Raw genomic sequence first — 21853 nt, 5'->3', positions numbered from 1 at the left:
CGTTCATCGTCCGCGACGCGGCGAGCGTTGCAGTTCGCTTCACCCTATCGGTCGGCGGTTCCCAACGACCCGGGCAGACGATGCACCGGAATGTCGACACCGCTCATCTCGACACCGTCACCGTCACCGTCACCGTCGACCGACACGATCGCAACGAGGTCCTCGATGTCCTCGGGTTGCAGTCGATCGACTGCGGCGATGTCTGCTGCGGCGAGGAACGCATGGGTCACCCATTCTGCGGACACGATGTCTGCGGCGTCTTCGGCGGACTCCCCCCGGTCGGTCACCAGCGCTGCACCTGCCGTCACGGCGACCACGCCGGCCAGAACTGCTGCAGCGGAATCGAACCGGGTGGGAACGGCCAGCCGTGAATCGAACGCCACTGCCCACTCCGTCACTGCGCTCGTCGCCAGTGCGGCGAGTGTTCCGTGGTCGATCACGGTGCCGTCGTCGACCGAGACCAACGCTGGGCTATCGGGTCCCAGAACCGCCGTTCGGTCCGAATACGTCACCGGCCGCGCAGAACTCGCGGCAATGGCGTCGACCACGTCCGGTTGCCCGAGGTGGACGGTCGTGGCGGGCCCGGCCGAGCTCGGCGCATCGTCACCGTCCAGAACGAGGACGGACGCGCCTGCCCGCTCCAGAACGTCGGAGGAGTTCGATGTGCTGATCGGTGCCACAGCTCCGCCTGCCTTGGCCACCGCCCACCGCGTCACGACGGCCGCGACCTCGCCGGTGACGGAGACACCGACCACGACTCCGGGCCGGACGCCACGCTCGATCAGGACCCGAGCCATCCTCGACGACTGCTCGTCGAGCTGACGATAGGTGGTCTCGACTCCGTCCGACGACAACGCGGGCGCATCGGGATCTGCGTCCACCGCCGAGGTGAGTACCTGCGGCAAGGTCAGGTCCGACCGGACCGGTGCCACATAGGAGTCGGCGGCCTGCGGGGACTCGGTCGATGCGGCCCGCTCGGCGGCGTCGAGCACGTCGATGTCGCCGACGACGACAGCTGGTGTTGCCGCTACCGCACCGGCGATACGAGCGAATCGTTCCGCCAAGGAGGCGACCGTGGACTCGTCGAACAGGTCGGCGGCATACACCCATTCGACGTTCAGGGTTCCGGTGCCGCTGTTCCCGTCGGCGTGCTGGGTCTCCACCGTGACCTGCAGGTCGAATTTCGCCGTCGGCTCGAAGCCGCTGACGGGTTCGACCACCAGGTTCGGCAATTCGAACCGCGCCTCGCCGTGGGGCTCCACCGACAGAACCGTCTGGAACAGCGGGGTGTACCCGGCGTTCCGGTCCGGTGCGATGGTGTCGACGACCCGCTCGAACGGCACGTCCGAATTCGCGAAGGCCCGCAGGTCGGTCTCGCGGACAGCGGTCAGCAGCTCTGCGAACGTCGCGTCCGGGTCCACGTCCGTGCGCAGCGCCAGCGTGTTGACGAACATGCCGACCAATCCGTCGAGCGCCTCGTGCCCGCGGCCGGCGATAGGCGTGCCGACGGCGAAGCTGCGGGAGCCACTCATCCGCGACAAAAGCACCCCGAGTACCGCGTGCAACACCATGAACAGAGTCGCGTTGTTCTCGCGCGCGATCGCCGCGAGCCCGGTGTGTACCGACTCGTCCAGCTCGACACTCACACTGGCTCCGCGCAGGTTGGCGGTAGCCGCACGCGGCCGATCCCACGGCAACGACACGACCGGGGTGATCCCGCTGAGCTCGTCCGCCCAGAAGGCCAACTGCTGCGACAGAATCGACGTGGGGTCGCTGTCCGAGCCCAGCACCTGCCGCTGCCAGACCGCGAAGTCCGCGTACTGCACCGTCAGCGGTTCGGGCGTGTAGTCGGTTCCCGACGCGGCAGCGAGGTACGCGGTCATGACGTCACGAGCCAGTGGTGCCATCGATGCACCGTCTCCGCTGATGTGGTGCATCACGATGACGAAGACGTACTCGTCCGGACCGAACCGGAACAGTGCGCCCCGGACCGGGGGTGCGACGGTGACGTCGAAACCCTGGTAGACGAGTGCGCGAATCCGTTCGGCGGTGTCGGAGTCGTCGGTCGCGTCGATCGGAGTCAGATCGGGTACGACCGATCCGGCGTCGATGAACTCCTGATACGGCGAACCGTTCGCATCTTCCGGGTAGCGCGTGCGCAGTGCCTCGTGGCGTTCCACGGTGCCGGACACGGCGGTCTGCAGTGCCGCGACATCCAGCTCGCCTCGCAGACGGAGCGCCAGCGGCATGTTGTAGGCCCCGGACTCGGGGTCGAGTCGGTTGAGTACCCACATGCGCTGTTGCGCGAGCGACAACGGCACGGTCTGGCCGGCCGGTCGGCGGCGCAGCGGCACATCGTTCGCGTCGTCGATCCGCGACTCGGCACGAGCTGCGAGCGCGGCAACGGTCGACGCCTCGAACAGATCTCGAACACCGACCTTCTTGCCGAGCGCCGCCGACACCCGTGCCGCCACTCGCGTGGCGATCAGCGAGTTACCACCGAGATCGAAGAAGTCGTCGTCCGATCCGACACGCTGGACGCCGAGCATCTCGGCGTAGATCTCCGCCACGATCTCCTCGACCGGCGTAGCCGGAGCACGGAACTCGCGAACCTCGAACACCGGCTCCGGCAGTGCTTTTCGGTCCAGCTTGCCGCTGGTGTTCAGAGGGAATTCGGCGAGCACCATCACCGTCGCCGGCACCATGTACTTCGGCAGTGCGCCGCCGACGAAGGTGCGTACCTCGGCCGGGTCCAGTGTGCTGCCCGGTGCAGGCACCACGTATCCGACGAGCTGGTCGCCGGCACCGGTGGTCGCCACCACGGCCGTGGCTTGGTTGACGTCGGGATGGGCCAACAGCGCGGTCTCGATCTCACCGAGCTCGATCCGCTGGCCACGGAACTTGACCTGGAAGTCGGTGCGCCCGATGTACTCGAGTACCCCCACAGCGTCGGGGCCCGACCGCCATCGGACGAGGTCTCCGGTGCGATACATGCGCTCGCCGGCAGCCGAGAACGGGTTCGCGACAAAGCGGTCCATCGTCAGGTCGACGCGGCCGAGATATCCGTCGGCGAGCTGGGTACCCGCCAGATACAGCTCACCCGCGGTCCCTGCGGCCACTGGATGCAGCCTGCCGTCGAGGACGTAGGCCTGGGTGTTCCATTCCGGCGCACCGATCGGAACCGTCGATACATCTTCCGGCTCGGTCTCCCAGAACGTCACTGTCACAGCAGCTTCGGTGGGTCCGTACAGGTTGTGGATCCCAGCAGAGGTGATCGCACGGAAGTCGGTCACCGTTTCCGGCGGAAGCGCTTCACCGACCACGAACACATGCCGAAGCGAACGGCACTGGTCCTCGGTGGCGTACGCGGCGAACACCGTGAGCATCGACGGTACGAAGTCCGTGACGGTCACCTTGTGCCGAGCGATCCGATCGGCGACGTACGCCGGGTCGCGGTGGCCGTCGGGGGTGGCGAGAACGACGCTCGCACCGACCTGGAGTGGGAGGAAGAAGCCCCACAGCGACACGTCGAATGTCGTGGCGGTCTTCTGCAAGTAGACGTCGTTCTCGTCGAGCGAGTACTGGTGCACCATCCAGGCCATCTCGTTGACGACGGCACGGTGTGACACGGCCACGCCCTTGGGGCGTCCCGTCGAGCCCGAGGTGAAGATGACGTAGGCGGTGTTTCCAGGACGCACCGGTGCCAGTCGATCTGCGTCGGTCAAGACACCGTTCGGGTACCCGGTGAGATCGACGGTGTCGAGTTCGAGAATCGGGAAACGCTCCGGTAGACCTTCCCGATCGTGACCGGTGGAGAGCACAACCACCGGCTCGGCTGTGTCGAGGATGTATTCGATGCGATCCGCGGGGTGGTCCGGATCGATGGGCACATAGGCACCACCGGCTTCGAGGACGGCGTACATGCCGACCATGAGGTCGATTCCGCGCCGCATCCCGAGTGCGACGAGCGACTGCGGCCCCACACCGAGAGACACCAGGTGTCGCGCGAGGCAATTCACTCGGTCCGAGAACTCCGCATACGTGACGGTCGCGTCCTCGAACACCACTGCCGGAGCATCCGGGTTCGCGGCCACTCGCGCCCGGAACTGCCCGGTCAGCATGACGCCTGCGTCGACATCGTGTGCGGTGTCGTTCCACGTCTCGATCACTCGAGTTCGTTCTGCCGAGCCGAGCAGATCGATATCGCCGACCGCCGCAGTGGTGTCGGAGACGAAGGTCTCGAGAACACCGACCAGCCGGGACAGAATGGAGTCGACGTACGCAGCGTCGAACAGATCGCTGATGTACTTGAGCGTGAACGAGATTCGATCCTCGGCCACGACCAGCAACGTCAGCGGATAGTGGGTGTTGTCGTTGGAGCTCACGCCCTCGACGGTCATGCCGTCGATGGCCGCGGCCTGTTGTGTCAGTTGTGCTTCGTCCACCGGGTAGGACTCGAAGATGGTCAGGGTGTCGAACAGATTGCCGACGCCGATCGCCCGCTGGATGTCGACCAGTCCCACGTGGTGGTGGTCGAGAAGATCTGCTTGTTCACCCTGGATCCGGACCAGGTAGTTCTCCACCGTGTCGGCGGGATCGAAGCGCACCCGCACCGGGATGGTGTTGATGAACAGCCCGATCATCGACTCGACGCCGGGAAGGGCAGCGGGACGACCGGAGACCGTGGCACCGAACACGACATCGGTGCGGCCGGTGATGTGTGCGATCAACAGTCCGTATGCCGCTTGCACCAGCGTGTTGACGGTGACGCCGAGCCGGCCACCGAGCGCAACGAGCGACGCGGTGGTCTCGGCATCGACGAATCGCTCCGCCTCGGCCGATCTGGACGAGATTTCTCGTCCGACGCTCGGCTGAGCGACGAAGGTCGGTTCCTCGACACCGTCCAGTGCCCGGGTCCACGCGCTCAGCGATACGGCCGGATCCTGTCGATCGAGCCACGCCAGATACGAGCGGTACGACCGCACGCGAGGCATCGACGCCGTGGAGCTCTGCGCCGCATACAGGTACAGCAGTTCCTTCATCACCAGCGGCAACGACCATCCGTCGAGCAACACGTGATGATTGGTCATCGCGAGCTTGTACGTGGTCGGCGTGATCCTGACGAGCAGGAACCGCAGCAGGGGTGCCGTGGACACGTCGAAGTGTCGTCGCTGATCCGCGGCCAGTGCGTCGGCTACGGCAGCGTCGCGTTCGAGCCCGTCGAGCTGAGACAGATCGAGTGTGTTCCAGGGCAGACGAACGTTCTGCTGGACGATCTGCACAGTCTCGCCGCCCGCAGTCGCGGTGAACGAGGTACGCAGATTCTCGTACCGATCCAGCAGTGTCTGCGCTGCGCGGTGCAGCCGTTCGGCGTCCACCTCGCCGGCCAGGTCGAGTACGACCTGCATGGTGTAGACGTCGATCGACGCGTCCGCGAACAGTGCGTGAAAGAGCAATCCCTGCTGCAGCGGCGACAGCGACCAGATGTCCGTCAGCTCCGGGTACCGCGCCTCGAACGACGAGATGTCGGGCTGTGAGAGCCGCACGAGCGGAACGTCGGACGGGGTCAAGCCACCCGAGCCGGGTGCCTCGGCGTACGTGGCCAGTGCCGACAATGCATCGGACCACAGCCCGGCGAGACGTTCGACCGTGTCCGCGGACACGGCGCCGGTGGGGAATGCGACGCTCGCGCTCAGGACCCCACCCTCGTCGGTGTCGAGCACGATCGCGTTGATGTCGATCGTCTTGTTCGCGGCCATGTCGGCATCACCGGGCGCGGAGAGCTCACCGTGGGCGGCAGGCAACCAGCCGAGCGACTTCATCTCGTCCGGGACCTCGCCGGTGTCGACGCGACCCAGGTAGTTGAAGCTGATCTGTCCGGTCCCGAGTTCCGCAAGTTCCGCAGCTGTCTCGGAGTTCAGGTAACGGAGCAGTCCCCAACCCATGCCTCGATCTGGCAGCGCCAGCATCTGTTCCTTGACGGCCTTGACGGCGTCGCCGAGCTGCGGTCCACCCGCGAACGCAGCGTCGACGTCGATTCCGGTCAGGTCGAGGCGGACGGGGAACAGGCTGGTCAGCCAGCCGACGGTGCGTCCCAGATCGGCTCCGGGAACCACCGCTTCCTCACGGCCGTGGCCTTCGAGCTGCACCAGTGTCGCCGGTGCGGTGACGCCGCGCTCGGATCGCAGTCTCGTGACGGCCAGAGCGAGTCCGGCCAGCAACCCGTCGCCCACACCGCCGCGGAAGATCTCCGGAACCGTGGTCAGCAAGGTGCGCGTGACGTCGGGTGCCAGCTCGATGTTCACCCGTTCGAGCGTCGCGACGACGTCGACCGCGGGGTCGAAAGGTCGGTCGCCCAGCACGGGATCCTCGGTGTCGGCGATCGAGCGCCACAACGGCAACTCGGCCAGCCGCGCTTCGCTCGCTGCCGCGTCGACCAATGCATGGGTCCACCGCCGCATCGAGGTTCCGACCTCGGGCAGGCTCGGGTCCACTCCCCCGGACACCTGAGCCCAGGCGGAGACGAAGTCGGGGACCAGAATTCGCCACGACACTCCGTCGATCACGAGGTGGTGCGCGGCGACGGTCAGCGTGCCCGCTTCCTCGGGTCCTCGATCGACCCAGACGAGGGCGAGCATGCGCCCGGCCGTGGGGTCGAGCGTTCCGACTGCACCGTCGAATACTGTTGCAGCCGAATCGGTATCGGCCCGGACGAGCAACGCATCCACGTCGACGGCACCGGCGCCCGCAACATCCAGACCCCAGCCCCGGTCGTCGTGCACCAGGGTCGAGCGCAGCACGTCGTGTCGATCGACCACTGCGTTGACCGTGGCGAGAATCCCCGCTCGGTCGATGCCGAGCGGCAGCTCCAGTGTGACGGCCTGATGGAACCGCGACCAGCCTCCGCCGCGCTCGATCATCGCCACACCGAACGGGGGTAGCGGCATCCAGCCGACGCCGGCGCCGTCGAGTTCCTCGAGCACGACCGCGTCACTGCCCTCACCGACGATGACAGCCACCTCGGCCAGCCCGGCAACGGTCTTGCGCTCGAACACATCTCGTGGGCCGAACTGGATTCCTCTCGCCTTGGCGCGAGAGACCAACTGAATGGAGACGATGCTGTCGCCGCCGAGCGCGAAGAACGAATCGTCGACGCCCACGGTGTCGAGGCCGAGAACGTCTGCGAAGACCTCGGCAATGACGCGTTCGGTGTCGGTTGTCGCCGTACGGAATTCGGCATCGCTGCCGAATTCCGGTTCGGGTAGCGCTCTGCGGTCCAGCTTGCCGTTCGGCCCGAGGGGGAGGGCATCGAGCACTATGAGCCCGGCCGGCACCATGTACTCCGGAACCAGGGTGGCAACCGAGGTGGTGACCGCTGCGGTGTCGATCGTCTCCCCGGCGACAGGAACGACGTACCCGACCAGTAGTTCACCTGCCGACGGCGTCCTGCGCACGAGAACCACGGCTTGGTCGACCGACGGATCTGCGGTCAACGCGGCTTCGATTTCGCCGAGCTCGATCCGCAGGCCTCGCAGTTTGACCTGGAAGTCGGTGCGGCCGAGGTACTCGAGCTCGCCGTCTGCGTTCCAGCGAACCAGGTCTCCGGTGCGATACATCCGCGAACCGGCACTGCCGTGCGGGTCGGCGACGAACCGGTCGGCGGTGAGGTCCGGACGGCCGAGGTATCCGCGGGCCAGTTGCCGCCCTGCGAGATACAGCTCCCCGGGTACCCCGACCGGAACCGGGTGCAGGCGTGCATCGAGCACGGTGACTCGGGTGTTCCAGACCGGAGCACCGATGGGGACCGACGCGATGTCGGTCGGCTTGACGCGGTGGTAGGTGACGTCGACTGCGGCCTCGGTCGGTCCGTACAGGTTGTGCAGTTCGGTTGCGGGCAGAGCAGTACGCAGGGCAGCCGCCACCGATGCGGGCAGCGCCTCACCGGACGCGAACACCGCACGCAGGCCGGTGCAGTTCGAGACACCGTCCGCGGCGGCGAACACGGCCAACAGCGACGGGACGAAGTGCGCGACCGTGATGCCGCGTTCGGCGACGGTGCTCACCAGGTATGCCGGGTCTCGGTGGCCGTCGGGCACCGCGATGACGAGTTCGGCTCCGATCTGCAACGGCCAGAACAGTTCCCAGACCGATACGTCGAACGTGACCGGCGTCTTCTGCAACACCTTGTCCTGCTCGGTGAGACGGTATTCGTCCTGCATCCACAGCAGACGGTTGACGATGGCCTCGTGGCTGACCGCAACGCCTTTGGGGCGACCGGTGGAGCCGGAGGTGAAGATGACGTACGCGGTGTCCGCCGGCCGCAGCGGTGCGGTTCGCTCGGCATCGGTCACCGGTGCCGTGGACAGACCTGTCGTGTCGACGGTGTCGACCAGGATCCTGGCGGCGTCGGTCTCGAGAGATGTGCCGTCGTGCTCGGTCGTGAGCAACACCACCGGTGCCGCCGTGTCCAGGATGTAGCCGATCCGTTCGGCCGGCAGATCCGGGTCGACCGGGACGTAGGCACCACCGGCGGCGAGCACGGCGTAGATACCCGTCAGCATGTCGATCGAGCGGCGCATGGCCGTGGCCACCACGGTTTCCGGGCCGACTCCCTCGGCGATGAGCAGACGCGCGAGCGCGTTGACCCGCTCGGCGAATTCGCGGTACGTCACTCGATCGTCGGCGAAGCTCGTGGCGATGTTGTCCGGAGACGCCGCAACTCGGGCCTCGAACAGCGACACCAGAGTTGCGCCGGGATCCACCTCGTGCGCGGTGGCGTTCCATTCCTCGAGGACGCGAGTGCGTTCGCCCTCCTCGAGGATGTCGATGTCGCCGACGACTGCGTCCGGTGCCTCGGTGAGCGCGTGCAGAACCCGGACGAGCCGTCGCCCGAGAGACGCCATGCTGGACTCGTCGAAAAGATCGGTGGCGTAGTCGAATTGGACGTCGATGCCGGCTGGAGCGCCGGATCGGTCGACGTTCTCCCACAGCGTCACCTGCAGGTCGAACTTTGCGAAGGCGCTGCCGAGATCGATTCCCTCGACGCTCAGACCGGGCAGGGCCAACGTCTGACGGTTCAGGTTCTGGAACGTCAACATGACCTGGAAGATCGGGTGACGAGCCTGAGAGCGGTCCGGGGCCAGCTCGTCGACGAGCCGCTCGAACGGCACGTCGGCGTGCCCGAAGGCACCCAGGTCGGCCTCACGAACCGCGGCGAGTTGCTCGCGCAACGTTGCCGCGGGGTTCATCGCGGTACGGAGGGCGAGCGTGTTGACGAACATGCCGACGAGCTCGTCCAGATCTGCGTCACCGCGGCCGGCGACCGGGGTTCCGATCGTCACGTCGTCGGTTCCCGCCATCGCTCCGAGGAGCACCGCGAGCGCGGTGTGCACCACCATGAAATTCGTGGCGTTTCCGGCCCGGGCGGCCCGAGCGATGTTCGACTGCAGGGTCGAGTCGATCGAGAAGTTGTATGCCGCACCGCGATACGACGCCACCGCCGGGCGCGGCCGGTCGGTCGCGAGGTCGAGCTGCGCCGGGGCACCGGCCAGAGCCGATGTCCAGTAGGCGAGCTGCTTCGCCAACGGCGAATCGGAGTCGTCCTCGGAACCGAGTACCTCGCGTTGCCAGAGCGCGTAGTCCGCGTACTGCACCGGAAGTGGAGCCCACTGGGGGCTCTCCCCCGCGGCACGGGCGGTGTAGGCCACCATGACGTCGCGCGTCAGGGGTCCCATCGAGAACCCGTCCGCGGCGATGTGGTGGGCGACGAATGCCAATACGTGCTCGGTCTCGCTGACCCGCAGGATCCGGATTCGCACCGGAACCCCTCGGGTCACATCGAATCCCGTGGACACGAATTCGCGCAGGGACTGCTCGATCGAACTCTCGTCCACGTCGTCGACGACAACCGTCACGCCGGACTCCGCGGTACCGAGCACAACCTGCTGGCCTCGCCCGTCGACCTCCGGGTACACGGTGCGCAGAATTTCGTGGCGCGCCAGCACGTCGTGCACGGCGCTGACGAGTGCATCGACATCGACGCTGCCGAACAACCGAATTGCGACCGGGATGTTGTTCACGGCGGACGTCGGATCGAACTGGCTCAGGAACCACATGCGCTGCTGGGCCATCGACAGCGGCACCGTGTCCGGTCGTGTTCGAGCCGTCAGTGCCCGGCGCGCACCGGTACCCACCTCGGACTCGATGGCGCGTGCGAGCGTCTGCACCGTCGGAGACTCGAAGATCGAGCGAACCGGCACCTGCGTATCGAGCGCCGCACCCAGCCGGGAGACCACCTGGGTGGCGATCAAAGAGTTACCGCCGAGCGCGAAGAAGTCGTCGTCCAGACCGACCCGCTCCACCGAGAGCACCTCGGCGAACACCGCCGCGACGGCCTCTTCCACCGGGTTGGTCGGTGCGCGGAACTCGGCTGTCTCGAACTGCGGTTCCGGCAACGCCTGTCGGTCCAGCTTCCCGTTCGTGTTGCGGGGCAACGCATCGAGAATCACGAAAGCCGACGGAACCATGTACGACGGCAGCAGACCCAAGAGAGCTGTGCGCAAGGTGTCGGCGTCCACCGTGGCACCGACTGTCGGCACGACGTAGGCCACGAGCCGTGCGCCCGATCCTGTGTCCGCGAGAGCGATCACGGCGACGTCACGAATCTCGTCGAGCGTTCCGAGAGCGGCATCGATGTCGCCGAGTTCGATACGGAAACCGCGAATCTTGACCTGGAAGTCGGTACGGCCGACGTACTCCAGTTCGCCGTCGGCGCGCCAGGACACGAGGTCACCGGTGCGGTACAGGCGGCCACCTGGGGTGAACGGGTCCGCGACGAAACGCTCGGCGCTCAGATCCGGCCGCGCGAAGTAACCGTCGGCCAGCTGCGCACCCGCGAGGTAGAGCTCGCCGGCGACGCCGACCGGAACGGGAGCCAGACGCGAGTCCAGCACGTAGACACGGGTATTCCACTCCGGGCCGCCGATGGGAACAGTGGTGCCGTCGACGGTCGTCACTCGATGCGCGGTCACCGAGACCGCTGCCTCGGTCGGTCCGTACAAGTTGTCCAGTCGCGCAGCAGAACTGCGTAGAGCGCGCTCGGCCGTCGCGACCGGCAGCGCCTCGCCGATCGCCAGGATCCGTGTCAGATTCCGGGGTAGGACTCCCGCCGACGCCGTGACCAATGCGTCGAGCACGGACGGCACGGTGTGCAGTGTCGTCACCGATTCCCGGTTCATCAGATCGACCAGATAGGCGGGATCGCGGTGGCCCTCGGCGTCGGCGACCACGATCGCACCACCGGAGACGGTGGCGACCCAGAACTCCCACACGGACAGGTCGAAGGTGGCGGCGGTCTTGAGCAGTACCCGGTCCGTGTTACCCAGCCCGTAATGGGCGCTCTGCCACAGCAGCTGGTTGACGATGGCAGCGTGACCGACCGCGACGCCCTTGGGGCGACCGGTGGATCCGGACGTGAAGATGACGTACGCGGTGTTCGCAGGCCGCAGCGGCGAGGTGCGCTCGCTGTCGGTGACGGGCGCGTCCGAGACCTCGGCACCCAGCAGTCGAGGATCGGTGTCGACCAGCAGAACCGGAATCGACTCGACGTCGACATCGTCACGCGACGTGCTCAAAATCAGAGCGGGAGCGGCCACCTCGAGAATGTAGGCGTTGCGGTCCGCCGGCTGATCCGGGTCGATGGGTACGTACGCCCCGCCTGCCTTGGCGACGGCGTACATCGCCACGAGCAGATCCACCGAGCGCCTGATCGCCAGGGCAACCGTCACCTGCGGGCCGACGCCTGCACCGATCAGGACGCGAGCCAACCGGTTGATTCGACGATCGAACTCGGCGTACGACAGCGATTCTCCCGCATGGACCACCGCGATGGCGTCGGGCTGCGCCTGCACCTGTCGGTCGAACAGCGATACCAGGGTCTGCGACGCATCGACATCGTGATCGGTGTCGTTCCACGTGCGCACGATCCTGGTGTGCTCCTCGGGCGAGAGCAGGGCGAGATCGCCGATGACGGCCGAGGGATCCTCGGCCACTGCGGCAAGGAGGCGAACGAACCGATCGGCAAAAGTCTCCACCGTGGCGCGATCGAAGAGATCGGTGGCGTAACTGAACTCGGCCGACAGTTCCGCAGGCGAGCCGTCCTGGTCGTAACGATCCGAGATCGACAGTTGCAGATCGGTTTTCGCTGTCACTGCGACCGCCTCGACGGCGCTCACCGTCAGACCCGGCAACTCGAACGTCGACTCGGCGAGGTTCTGGAAGGACAGGCCCACCTGGAACAAGGGGTTGCGCGCCGTGGACCGTACCGGGTTCAGCACCTCCACGAGACGCTCGAACGGAACGTCGGAGTGCGCGAATGCGGCCAGGTCCCGCTCACGGGCCTGGGCGAGCAACTGGCGGAAGGTCATCGACGATTCGACGGTCGACCGGAAGACGAGAGTGTTGACGAACATCCCGATCATCGAATCGAGAGCCCGCTCGCCACGCCCGGCGATGGGCGTTCCGACGGCGATGTCCTCGGAACCGGACAAGCGCGCGAGCAATACCGCGAATGCCGAGTGCACCACCATGAACAACGTTGCCTGCTCGGTACGTCCGAGTTCGGCGAGAGCGGCGTGCGTGTCGGCGTCGACGGTGAACCGCACGGCGTCGCCGCGGAAACTCTGCGCAGGCGGGCGGGGGCGATCGGTAGGCAGTACCAGTTGATCCGGCAGCTCGGCGAGCGCATCTTTCCAGAACGACACCTGCTGCGCTGCCACCGAATCGGGATCCGATTCGGAACCGAGGACGGTTCGCTGCCACAACGCGAAGTCGACGTACTGCACGTCGAGCGGCTCCCAGTCCGGCGCCGACCCTGCAGATCTCGCGGTGTACGCGGTCATGACGTCGACGGCCAGCGGGCCCATCGACGCTCCGTCGGCCGACACGTGGTGGACGACGAAGGCCAAGACGTGCTCGTTCTCCTCGACGCGGAACACACGCGCGTCGACCGGTACCTCGACGGTGACATCGAAGCCGCGCCCGAAGAACTCCGTAACTGCCGCAACGACATTCGTACCAGCCACGTCGCGGACGGCGAGGCCCATCGGCACCTCGGACGCCGGGAGCACCTGCTGGAACGGACCCTGCGCCGAGTCCGGGTACCGGGTACGAAGAGACTCGTGGCGTTCGACGACGTCGCGTACCGCCGACTGCAGCGCAGCGACGTCGAGCTCGCCGGACAACCGCACGGCGAACGGAATGTTGTCCACCGACGACGTCGTGTCGAACTGGTTGAGGAACCAGTACCGCTGCTGCGCCGGCGAGAGCGGCGGGCGCTCGGGACGCGGACCCGCCACGAGTGCAGCTCGACCGCCCGAACCGACAGCGCTCTCCACGTGCGCCACCAGCGCGGCGACGGTCGAGCTCTCGAACAGCGCGCGCACCGGCACGACGGTGTCCAGGGCCGCGCCGAGTCGCGAGACCACCTGGGTTGCGATCAACGAATTACCGCCGAGGGCGAAGAAGTCGTCGTCCAGTCCCACTCGATCGATGTGCAGGACGTCGGCGAACACTCCGGCGACGATCTCTTCGACCGCGGTGGTGGGTGCTCGGAATTCACGGGCCTCGAACACCGGTGCGGGAAGTGCGGCGCGATCCAACTTGCCGACAGGGGTCAGCGGAACGGTGTCGAGCACGATGATCGACGACGGAATCATGTAGGCCGGCAGTGATTTTCCGACGAATGCGGTCAACTCGTCGACGTCGACGACGGAACCGCGCGTCGGCAGAACGTACGACACGAGGGTCGTGACGCCCGAGGGCAGTTCGTGACCTACGGTGACGGCGAAGTCGACCTCGGGAACGGCGGTGAGCGCGGAATCGATCTCGCCGAGCTCGATACGGAAGCCGCGCACCTTGACCTGAAAGTCGGTGCGGCCGACGAACTGCAGCTGTAGGTCGTCGGTCCATCGCACCACGTCGCCGGTGCGGTACATCCGTGCGCCGTCGATGCCGTACGGGTTGGCCACGAAGCGCTCGGACGACAGACCGGGCCTACCGAGATAGCCGCGAGCGAGCGCACCACCCGACAGATAGAGGTCACCCGCGACACCGGTCGGAACCGGTTCGAGTCGGGAATCGAGGATGAGCACGGACATGCCGTGAATCGGTCTACCGATGGTGATCGGTTCGCCCGGCGTCAACTCGGCGAAGCTGGAGATGATCGTCGTCTCGGTCGGTCCGTACCCGTTGAAGTACTTCCGATCCCCTGCCCATCGGGCCAGCAGTTCGGGAGTGGTCACGTCGCCGCCCACCGAGAGGACCTCGAGCGAATCGATCCCGTGGGGATCCATCGTGCCGAGTACCGCAGGCGTGATGATCGTATGAGTGACCCTCTCCGCCTTCAGCAGTTCGGCCAGTTCGGTGCCGCCGAGAATCGATGCCGGTACGACGACCAACGTCGCGCCGACGGAGAACGCCGCCATCCACTCCAGAACCGACGGATCGAAGTTCGGCGAGCAGACGTGCAGGAACCTCGAGGCCGGTTTCAGGTGATAAAGATCGGTTGCTGCGTCGAGGACGCCGCCGAGTCCGGCGTGCGTGACGACGACGCCCTTCGGCTTGCCCGTCGAGCCCGAGGTGTAGATGACGTAGGCGGGGTTCTGGAACGTGACGGGTCGCAGGCGGTCGGCGTCGGTGACCGGCTCGGCAGAGCGGGTGCGGACCTCGGCCACGAACTCCTCGTCGTCGACGCTCAGCCAGACCGGATCCTGCTGTCCGCCGGCGAGCCGATCCGAATGCGCCCGGGCGGTCAGCCCGAGTACGGCCTCGGAGTCCGAGACCATGTGAGCGATGCGATCCTGCGGGTACGTCGGGTCGACGGGTAGGTGCGCAGCCCCGGATTTGGCCACTGCCCAGACCGCGAGCACCATGAAGTAGGAGCGCTGGAATCCCAGCGCCACAACGGATTCGGGTCCGGCCCCGCGCTCGATGAGCACCCGGGCGAGCTGCGAGGACGTCGCATCAAGTTCGGCGTACGAGATCGAGCGGCCCTCGTAGCGTATCGCGGTCGCCGACGGGTCGAGTGCGGCTCCGGCAGCGAAGATCTCGGCCAGAGTGCCGCCGGCCAACACGTCGTCGCCGTGGACGTGGGTGAGCCGGTCGTACTCGTCGTCGTAGAGGATGGACAGATCGCCCACCGGGGTGTTCGGTGTCGCCACGATCGCTTCGAGCAGCCAACGGAAACGACGCGAGAAGACCTCGATCGTGTTCTCGTCGAACAGGTCTCGCGCGTAGAGGAAACCGGCGGACAGACCGGTGCCGTCGGACTTCTCGTGCAGCGTCAACGACAGGTCGAACTTGGCGGTGTCGACCTCGACGTCGACCGCCGAGACCGTCAGACCGGGTAGCTGGAATTCGCTCGGTGGCAGGTTCTCGAACGCGATCGCCACCTGGAACAGCGGATGTCTGGCCGTCGTGCGCTCGGGTTCGAGCAGATCGACGAGCCGCTCGAAGGGGATGTCCGCGTGTGCGAACGCATCGAGGTCGACGTCCCGAACGTGGCCGAGGAGGTCGGTGAATCCCTTGCTTCGATCGACCGAGGTGCGGAGCACCAGGGTGTTGACGAACATGCCGATCACGTCGTCCAGGACGGCCTCGCCGCGGCCTGCGACGGCGGTACCCACCGCGACGTCGTCCGAGGTGGACATGCGAGCCAGGAACAGCGCGAGCGCACCGTGGAGCACCATGAACAATGTGGTTCCGGTCGACCGGGCCAGATCGTCGAGCGAGGCGCGCAGATCCGCATCGATGTCGAACTGGAATCGCCCGCCCGAGTACGACTGGACCGCAGGACGCGGCCGGTCGTACGGCAGGGTCAGCTCACTGGGCAGGTCCGCCAGGGCCGAACGCCAGTAGTTCGCCTGTGCTGCCATCAGGCTGCTCGGGTCCGCGTCGTCGCCGAGCACGGCGCGCTGCCACAGCGCGAAGTCGGCGTACTGAACCGACAGCGGCGTCCACTGCGGAGCCTCGCCGGCCACACGAGCGAGGTAAGCCGTCATCACGTCGCGGGTCAGCGGCCCCATGGACCACCCGTCCGCACTGATGTGGTGAACCACGACGACCAGCACGTACTCGTCGTCGGTGACCCGGAACAATTTGGCGCGCAGGGGAATCGACTGGGTGACGTCGAATCCCTCGGAGGCGAAAGCGATCAGGTCGGCCACCGCACCGTAGGCGGACGGTGTGGTGGGCGTCAGGTCCGGTGCCACCGATTCGGCAGGCAGGATCACCTGGTGCCCCGCTCCGTCCACACTCGGGTATACGGTGCGCAGTGCTTCGTGCCGGTCGAGAACGTCGACGACCGCCGCGTTCAGGGCCGCGGTGTCGAGTGCTCCGGTGAGCCGGATCGCCACGGGGATGTTGTTGACCGCCGATTCGGGCTCGAATCGGTTGAGGAACCACATACGCTGCTGGGCGAGAGAGAGCGGAATGCGTTCGGGGCGTTCCTGCGCCACCAGAGGCGCGGATGCTCCGTGGCCGACGTGGCTTTCCAACGCAGCAGCCAAGGCTGCCACCGTGCCTGCCTCGAACATCGTTCGGACGGGCACCGTGGTACCCAGTTCGGCACCGAGTCGTGCGGCGACCTGAGTGGCGACCAGTGAGTTGCCGCCGAGGGCGAAGAAATCGTCGTCCACACCGACTCGGTCGAGTCCGAGGACGGCTCCGAACACCGTCGCGACGATCTCTTCGACCGGATTGCTCGGTGCTCGGTAGGGCGTCGCCTCGAATTCCGGATCGGGCAGTGCTTTTCGATCGAGCTTGCCGCTTCCGCCGAGCGGAAACTCGGTCAGTTCCACCACGGTGGACGGCACCATGTACTCGGCCAGACGTCCACGTAGCGCGGTGCGTATCCGGTCCACCTCGACCGGGCCATCGGTGGGGACGACGTAGGCGACCAGTTGCTCTCGTCGCACGAGCACCACGGCCTGAGCGATCTCGGACAGATCCAACAGAGCCGATTCGATTTCGCCGAGTTCGATACGCAGGCCACGCAACTTCACCTGGAAGTCGGACCGGCCCACGTACTCCAGTTCACCGGCGGGCAGCCACCGCACCACGTCGCCGGTTCGGTACATCCGCTCACCGTCGACTGCGAACGGATCGGCGACGAAGCGATCCGCGGTCAGATCGGGTCGGCTCACGTATCCCCTGGCGAGCTGGACACCCGAGAGATAGAGCTCTCCCGACACCCCGACCGGAACCGGCCGCAACGACGAATCGAGAACGCGCACAGCGGTATTCCACACCGGTGAGCCGATCGGCACCACCGCGGTGTCCGCGTCGGAGACCGCGTGATAGGTCACGTCGACGGCAGCTTCGGTCGGGCCGTACAGGTTGTGCACCGACACCTGTGGGAGCGCGCGGCGCAACGAATGTGCAGTAGCGGGCGCAAGTGCCTCCCCCGAGGCGAACACCGTACGCAGCGACTCTCCCGCCTCCGGCCTGCGCTGTGCCTCGGGTGCGAACACCGACATCATCGACGGCACGAAGTGCACCACCGAAACATGTTCGCGTGCAATGACATCGAGCAGGTACGACGGATCCCGATGACCCTCGGGAACCGCGACGACCACCGATGCGCCGACCTGGAACGCCCAGAAGAACTCCCACACCGACACGTCGAACGTCGCAGGCGTCTTCTGCACCACCACATCCTGCGGACCGAGCGGATACTCGTGCTGCATCCACGACAAGCGGTTGACGATCGCCGCGTGCGATACGCCGACGCCCTTCGGGCGACCCGTCGAACCCGAGGTGAAGATGACGTATGCGAGGTTCTCTGCCCGCAGCGGTGCCGTCCGCTCCGCATCGGTCACCGGTGCCGACGAGGATTCCGACACGTCCACGGTGTCGATGTCCACCGTCTCCACACCCGGGAACTCGACGTGGTCTCGAGTGCTCGAGAGCACCCGCACCGGCGAGGCCGTGCTCACGATGTACTCGTTGCGCTCCGACGGCTGACTCGGGTCGATGGGTACGTACGCGGCACCGGCCTTGACGATCGCGTACATGCCGACCAGCAACTCGATACTGCGACCGACCGCGAGGCCGACCGTCGAATCGGTGCCGACGCCCACGGACAACAGGTATCGCGCCAGGCGATTCGCGCGCGCGTCGAGCTCGGCGTACGTCAGCCGCATGTCCTCGAACACCAGGGCCTGAGCGTCGGGGGTCTGCTCGACGCGAGCGTCGAACTGCCCCACCAATGTTGTCCCGCCGGGGATCTCGTGCGCCGGCCCCGCACCGAACGCCAGCACCGACGTGCGCTCGACCGAGTCGAGCAGGTCGATCTCGCCGACGGCTGCGGCGGGCGCTGCGGTGATCGCACGAAGAACACGAACGAACCGTTCTCCGAATCGGGCCATCGTCGATTTGTCGAAGAGGTCCGCGGCATAGGTCAGGGCGACGGTCAGGCCCGCGGGCTCGGAGCCGGCCGGAGCCGAATCCCACAGCGTCACCTGCAGATCGAACTTCGCCAGGTCTGCCTCGTAGTCGACCGCCGCGATGGTCAGGCCGGGGAGTTCCACCGAGGTTCGGTCCAGGTTCTGGAACGTCAACATCACCTGGAACAGCGGGTGCCGTGCCTGCGAGCGCACCGGGGCCAACACGTCCACCAGACGCTCGAACGGCACCTCGGCGTGCGAGAACGCGGCGAGATCCACCTCACGGATCTCGCGCAGCAGATCGTCGAACGACGTCCGTGGATCGACTTCGGTGCGCAGCACCAGTGTGTTGACGAACATCCCGACGACGTCGTCGAGGGCCGCATCACCACGGCCGGCGACCGGAGTACCGATACTGATGTCGTCGGCGGCCGCGAGCTTGGCCAACAGCACGGCCAGTGCGGCGTGCACGACCATGAACGTGGTTGCGTTGTGGTCTCTTCCGAGATTCTCCAGCTCGCGGACGAGTTCGGCGTCGATCTCGAACGTGTGTGTACCGCCGTTGGTCGTGGCGACGGCCGGGCGTGGACGATCGGTGGGTAGCTCCAATTGGTCGGGAGCACCACCGAGTTGGTGCCGCCAGTAGTTCTCCTGCGCCGAGATCAATGAATCCGGATCGTCCTGGCCACCGAGGACGGCCCTCTGCCACAGCGTGAAGTCGGCGTACTGCACCTCGAGCGGAGTCCATTGTGGTTCCTGCCCGTTGGTGCGGGCAACGTAGGCCGCCACCACGTCTCGGGTCAGCGGGCCCATCGAGAATCCGTCGGCCGCGATGTGGTGTACCACGAACGCGAGCACGTGCTCGGTCTCGGACGTCTCGAGAAGCACTGCGCGGAACGGCAGCTGTATCGCCAGATCGAAGGGCCTGAGTGCGAACTCGAGCAGCACGGCGGGCACGTCGGCCTCGGTTGCCGTCGCTCGCTCCAGTTCTACTGCCACCGAATCGGATTCGAGTACTTGCTGGAAGCCGACACCGTCGTGGTCTGGGTAGACCGTCCGCAGTGACTCGTGCCGATCCAACACGTCGACCAAGGCCGACTGCAGGGCCGTGAAGTCGAGTTCTCCACTCAACGCGATGGCGACCGGGATGTTGTTGACAGCCGAGTCCGGCTCGAATCGGTTGAGGAACCACATCCGTTGTTGGGCAAGCGACAGCGGCACACGTTCGGGCCGCTGCTGCGCAACCAACGCCGGTCGCGCGTGCGTCGAGCCTGCGGCGTCGACTGCGGCGGCCAGTTCGGCGACGGTCGGTGCGTCGAAGAACGACCGCACATCCACCGCAGTGCCCAGCTCGGCGTTGACCCGCGCGATCACGCGGGTGGCGTTGAGCGAGTTGCCGCCGAGTGCGAAGAAGTCGTCGTCGACGCCGATGCGGTCGAGGCCGAGCACGGTCTCGAAGATCGCGACCAATGCCGACTCGGTCTCCGTGCTCGGTGCGCGGTATTCCCGCGCCAGGGACGCGAAATCGGGCGCGGGCAACGCTTTTCGGTCGAGCTTTCCGCTGGCGTTCAGCGGAAACTCGTCCAGGACGACGAACACCGACGGCACCATGTACTCGGGCATGCGGCGTCTCACCGCGTCCGCGAGGCCGTCGTGGTCGAGATCGGGATCGGTACTGACGACGTAGCCGACGAGCTGTTGTTCCGACTGCTCCGACGAATGAAGCAGTACAGCCGCCTGGGTCACCTCAGGCTCGGCGAGCAGGGCCGATTCGATTTCGCCCAGCTCGATACGCAGACCGCGCAGCTTGACCTGGAAGTCGGTGCGCCCGATGTACTCGATGAGGCCGTCGCCGCGTCGACGCACCAGGTCGCCGGTGCGGTACATGCGGTCACCCGGCTCACCGAAGGGGTCGGCCACGAACCGATCGGCTGTCAGGTCGGTGCGTCCGAGGTATCCGCGAGCGAGCTGCACGCCCGCCAGATAGAGCTCACCCTCGACTCCACGGGGCGATCGCCGCAGTCCTTCGTCGAGCACGTACAGATCGGTGTCGTCGACTGCAGCGCCGATGGGAACCGAGGCTTCTTCCACCTGCTGGGTTCGGTAGTACGTGACGTCGACGGCCGCTTCGGTGGGACCGTACAGGTTGTGCAGTTCCGCGTTCGAGATCTCGTGGAACGCGTTGACGGTGCGCGCCGGGAGCGCCTCGCCGGAGGCGAACACCATCCGAAGCGAATCAGCCTGCACAGCAGTGGGTTCGGCGACGTACACCGAGAGCATGGAGGGCACGAAGTGTGTCACGCTCACGCCCCGCTCGCCGATGACGCGGGCGAGGTAGGCGGGGTCGCGGTGCCCCTCGGGCTCGGCGATCACGAGCGTGGCACCGATCTGCAACGGCCAGAAGAACTCCCACACCGATACGTCGAACGTGAACGGAGTCTTCTGCAACACGACGTCGGCAGCACTCATCGCGTACTCCCGCTGCCGCCAGGAGATGTTGGCGACGATGGCCCGGTGGCTCACCGCGACACCCTTCGGACGTCCCGTCGAACCGGAGGTGAAGATGACGTAGGCGAGATCGTCCTCGGTCAGGGCGGAGAGCCGATCCGCATCGGTGATCCGTCCTTCCGGCACATCGGTCAGGTCGAGCTCGTCGACGAGAACGGTGGCGGTGCCGTCGGGCAACTGCGGTAGGTCGTTCGTGGTCGTCAGGACCAGGACAGGTGTCGCGATGTCGAGAACGTAGCCGAGTCGGTCGACCGGATGATCCGGGTCCAACGGCACGTAGGCTCCGCCTGCTGCGGAGACGGCGTACATACCCACCAGCAGATCGAACGATCGGCGGATCGACAGTCCCACCGCTGAATCGGGGCCGACTCCCCGTGCGATCAGCACGCGGGCGAGACGCTCCACCGAGGCGGCGAACTCGGCGTAGGTTCGCGTGTCGTCGCCGAAGACGAGGGCAGGTGCGTCCGGGGTGCGCTCGGCCTGATCGGCGAACAGCGCGTACAGCGTGGCGGCTTCGGGATGGGCGGAGCTCGACGTCGACTCGTCGTCGCCGAGAACCGACACCGCATCCGCGACGACGGTGGACACGACCGCGTCCAGACCACCCTCGGTGGCCTCGATGAGGCCTGCAAGCGTGTTGGACAACACGACCGGAACCAGCGCGTCGGGGCCGAGGACGCCCCCCATGGCCGCATCGAGGGTGGTGATCTCCTCGTCCAGGCGGGCGTAGGTCAGTTCCGTACCGAGGTGCGTGAGCGCTACGCGGTCGGGTTCGACCGCTGCGACGCTCCGAACCAAGCGCGGAAGGTCCTCGACCGTCAGAGCTGCATCGCTTCGACGTCCTACCGCCATCTACCTTTTCCTCCTGATCGATCCACGTGCACAACCGGCGAGCTCGGCAT

General features: G+C 66.5%; 1 protein-coding gene. It reads right to left on the bottom strand.

Annotated elements, in window-relative coordinates:
• Positions 1–44 precede the first annotated feature (44 nt).
• Positions 45–21803 carry a non-ribosomal peptide synthetase gene (locus CH283_RS05475; protein ID WP_094639124.1) on the bottom strand — a complete coding sequence of 7253 codons (21759 nt, stop codon included), beginning with the start codon at positions 21801–21803 and terminating at the stop codon, positions 45–47.
• Between the last annotated feature and the right edge of the window lie 50 nt (positions 21804–21853).

The organism is Rhodococcus sp. 05-2254-2 (assembly GCF_002259095.1).
In the GTDB taxonomy this organism is placed as follows: Bacteria; Actinomycetota; Actinomycetes; order Mycobacteriales; family Mycobacteriaceae; genus Rhodococcoides.
The sequence above is the reverse complement of the archived record's forward strand: the minus strand, read 5'-3'. Positions and strand labels throughout refer to the sequence as shown.

What these genes read in the sequence shown, in the direction of transcription:
- CH283_RS05475 (WP_094639124.1), bottom strand. Translation starts at nt 21,803, where the DNA reads ATGGCGGTAGGACGTCGAAGCGATGCAGCTCTGACGGTCGAGGACCTT.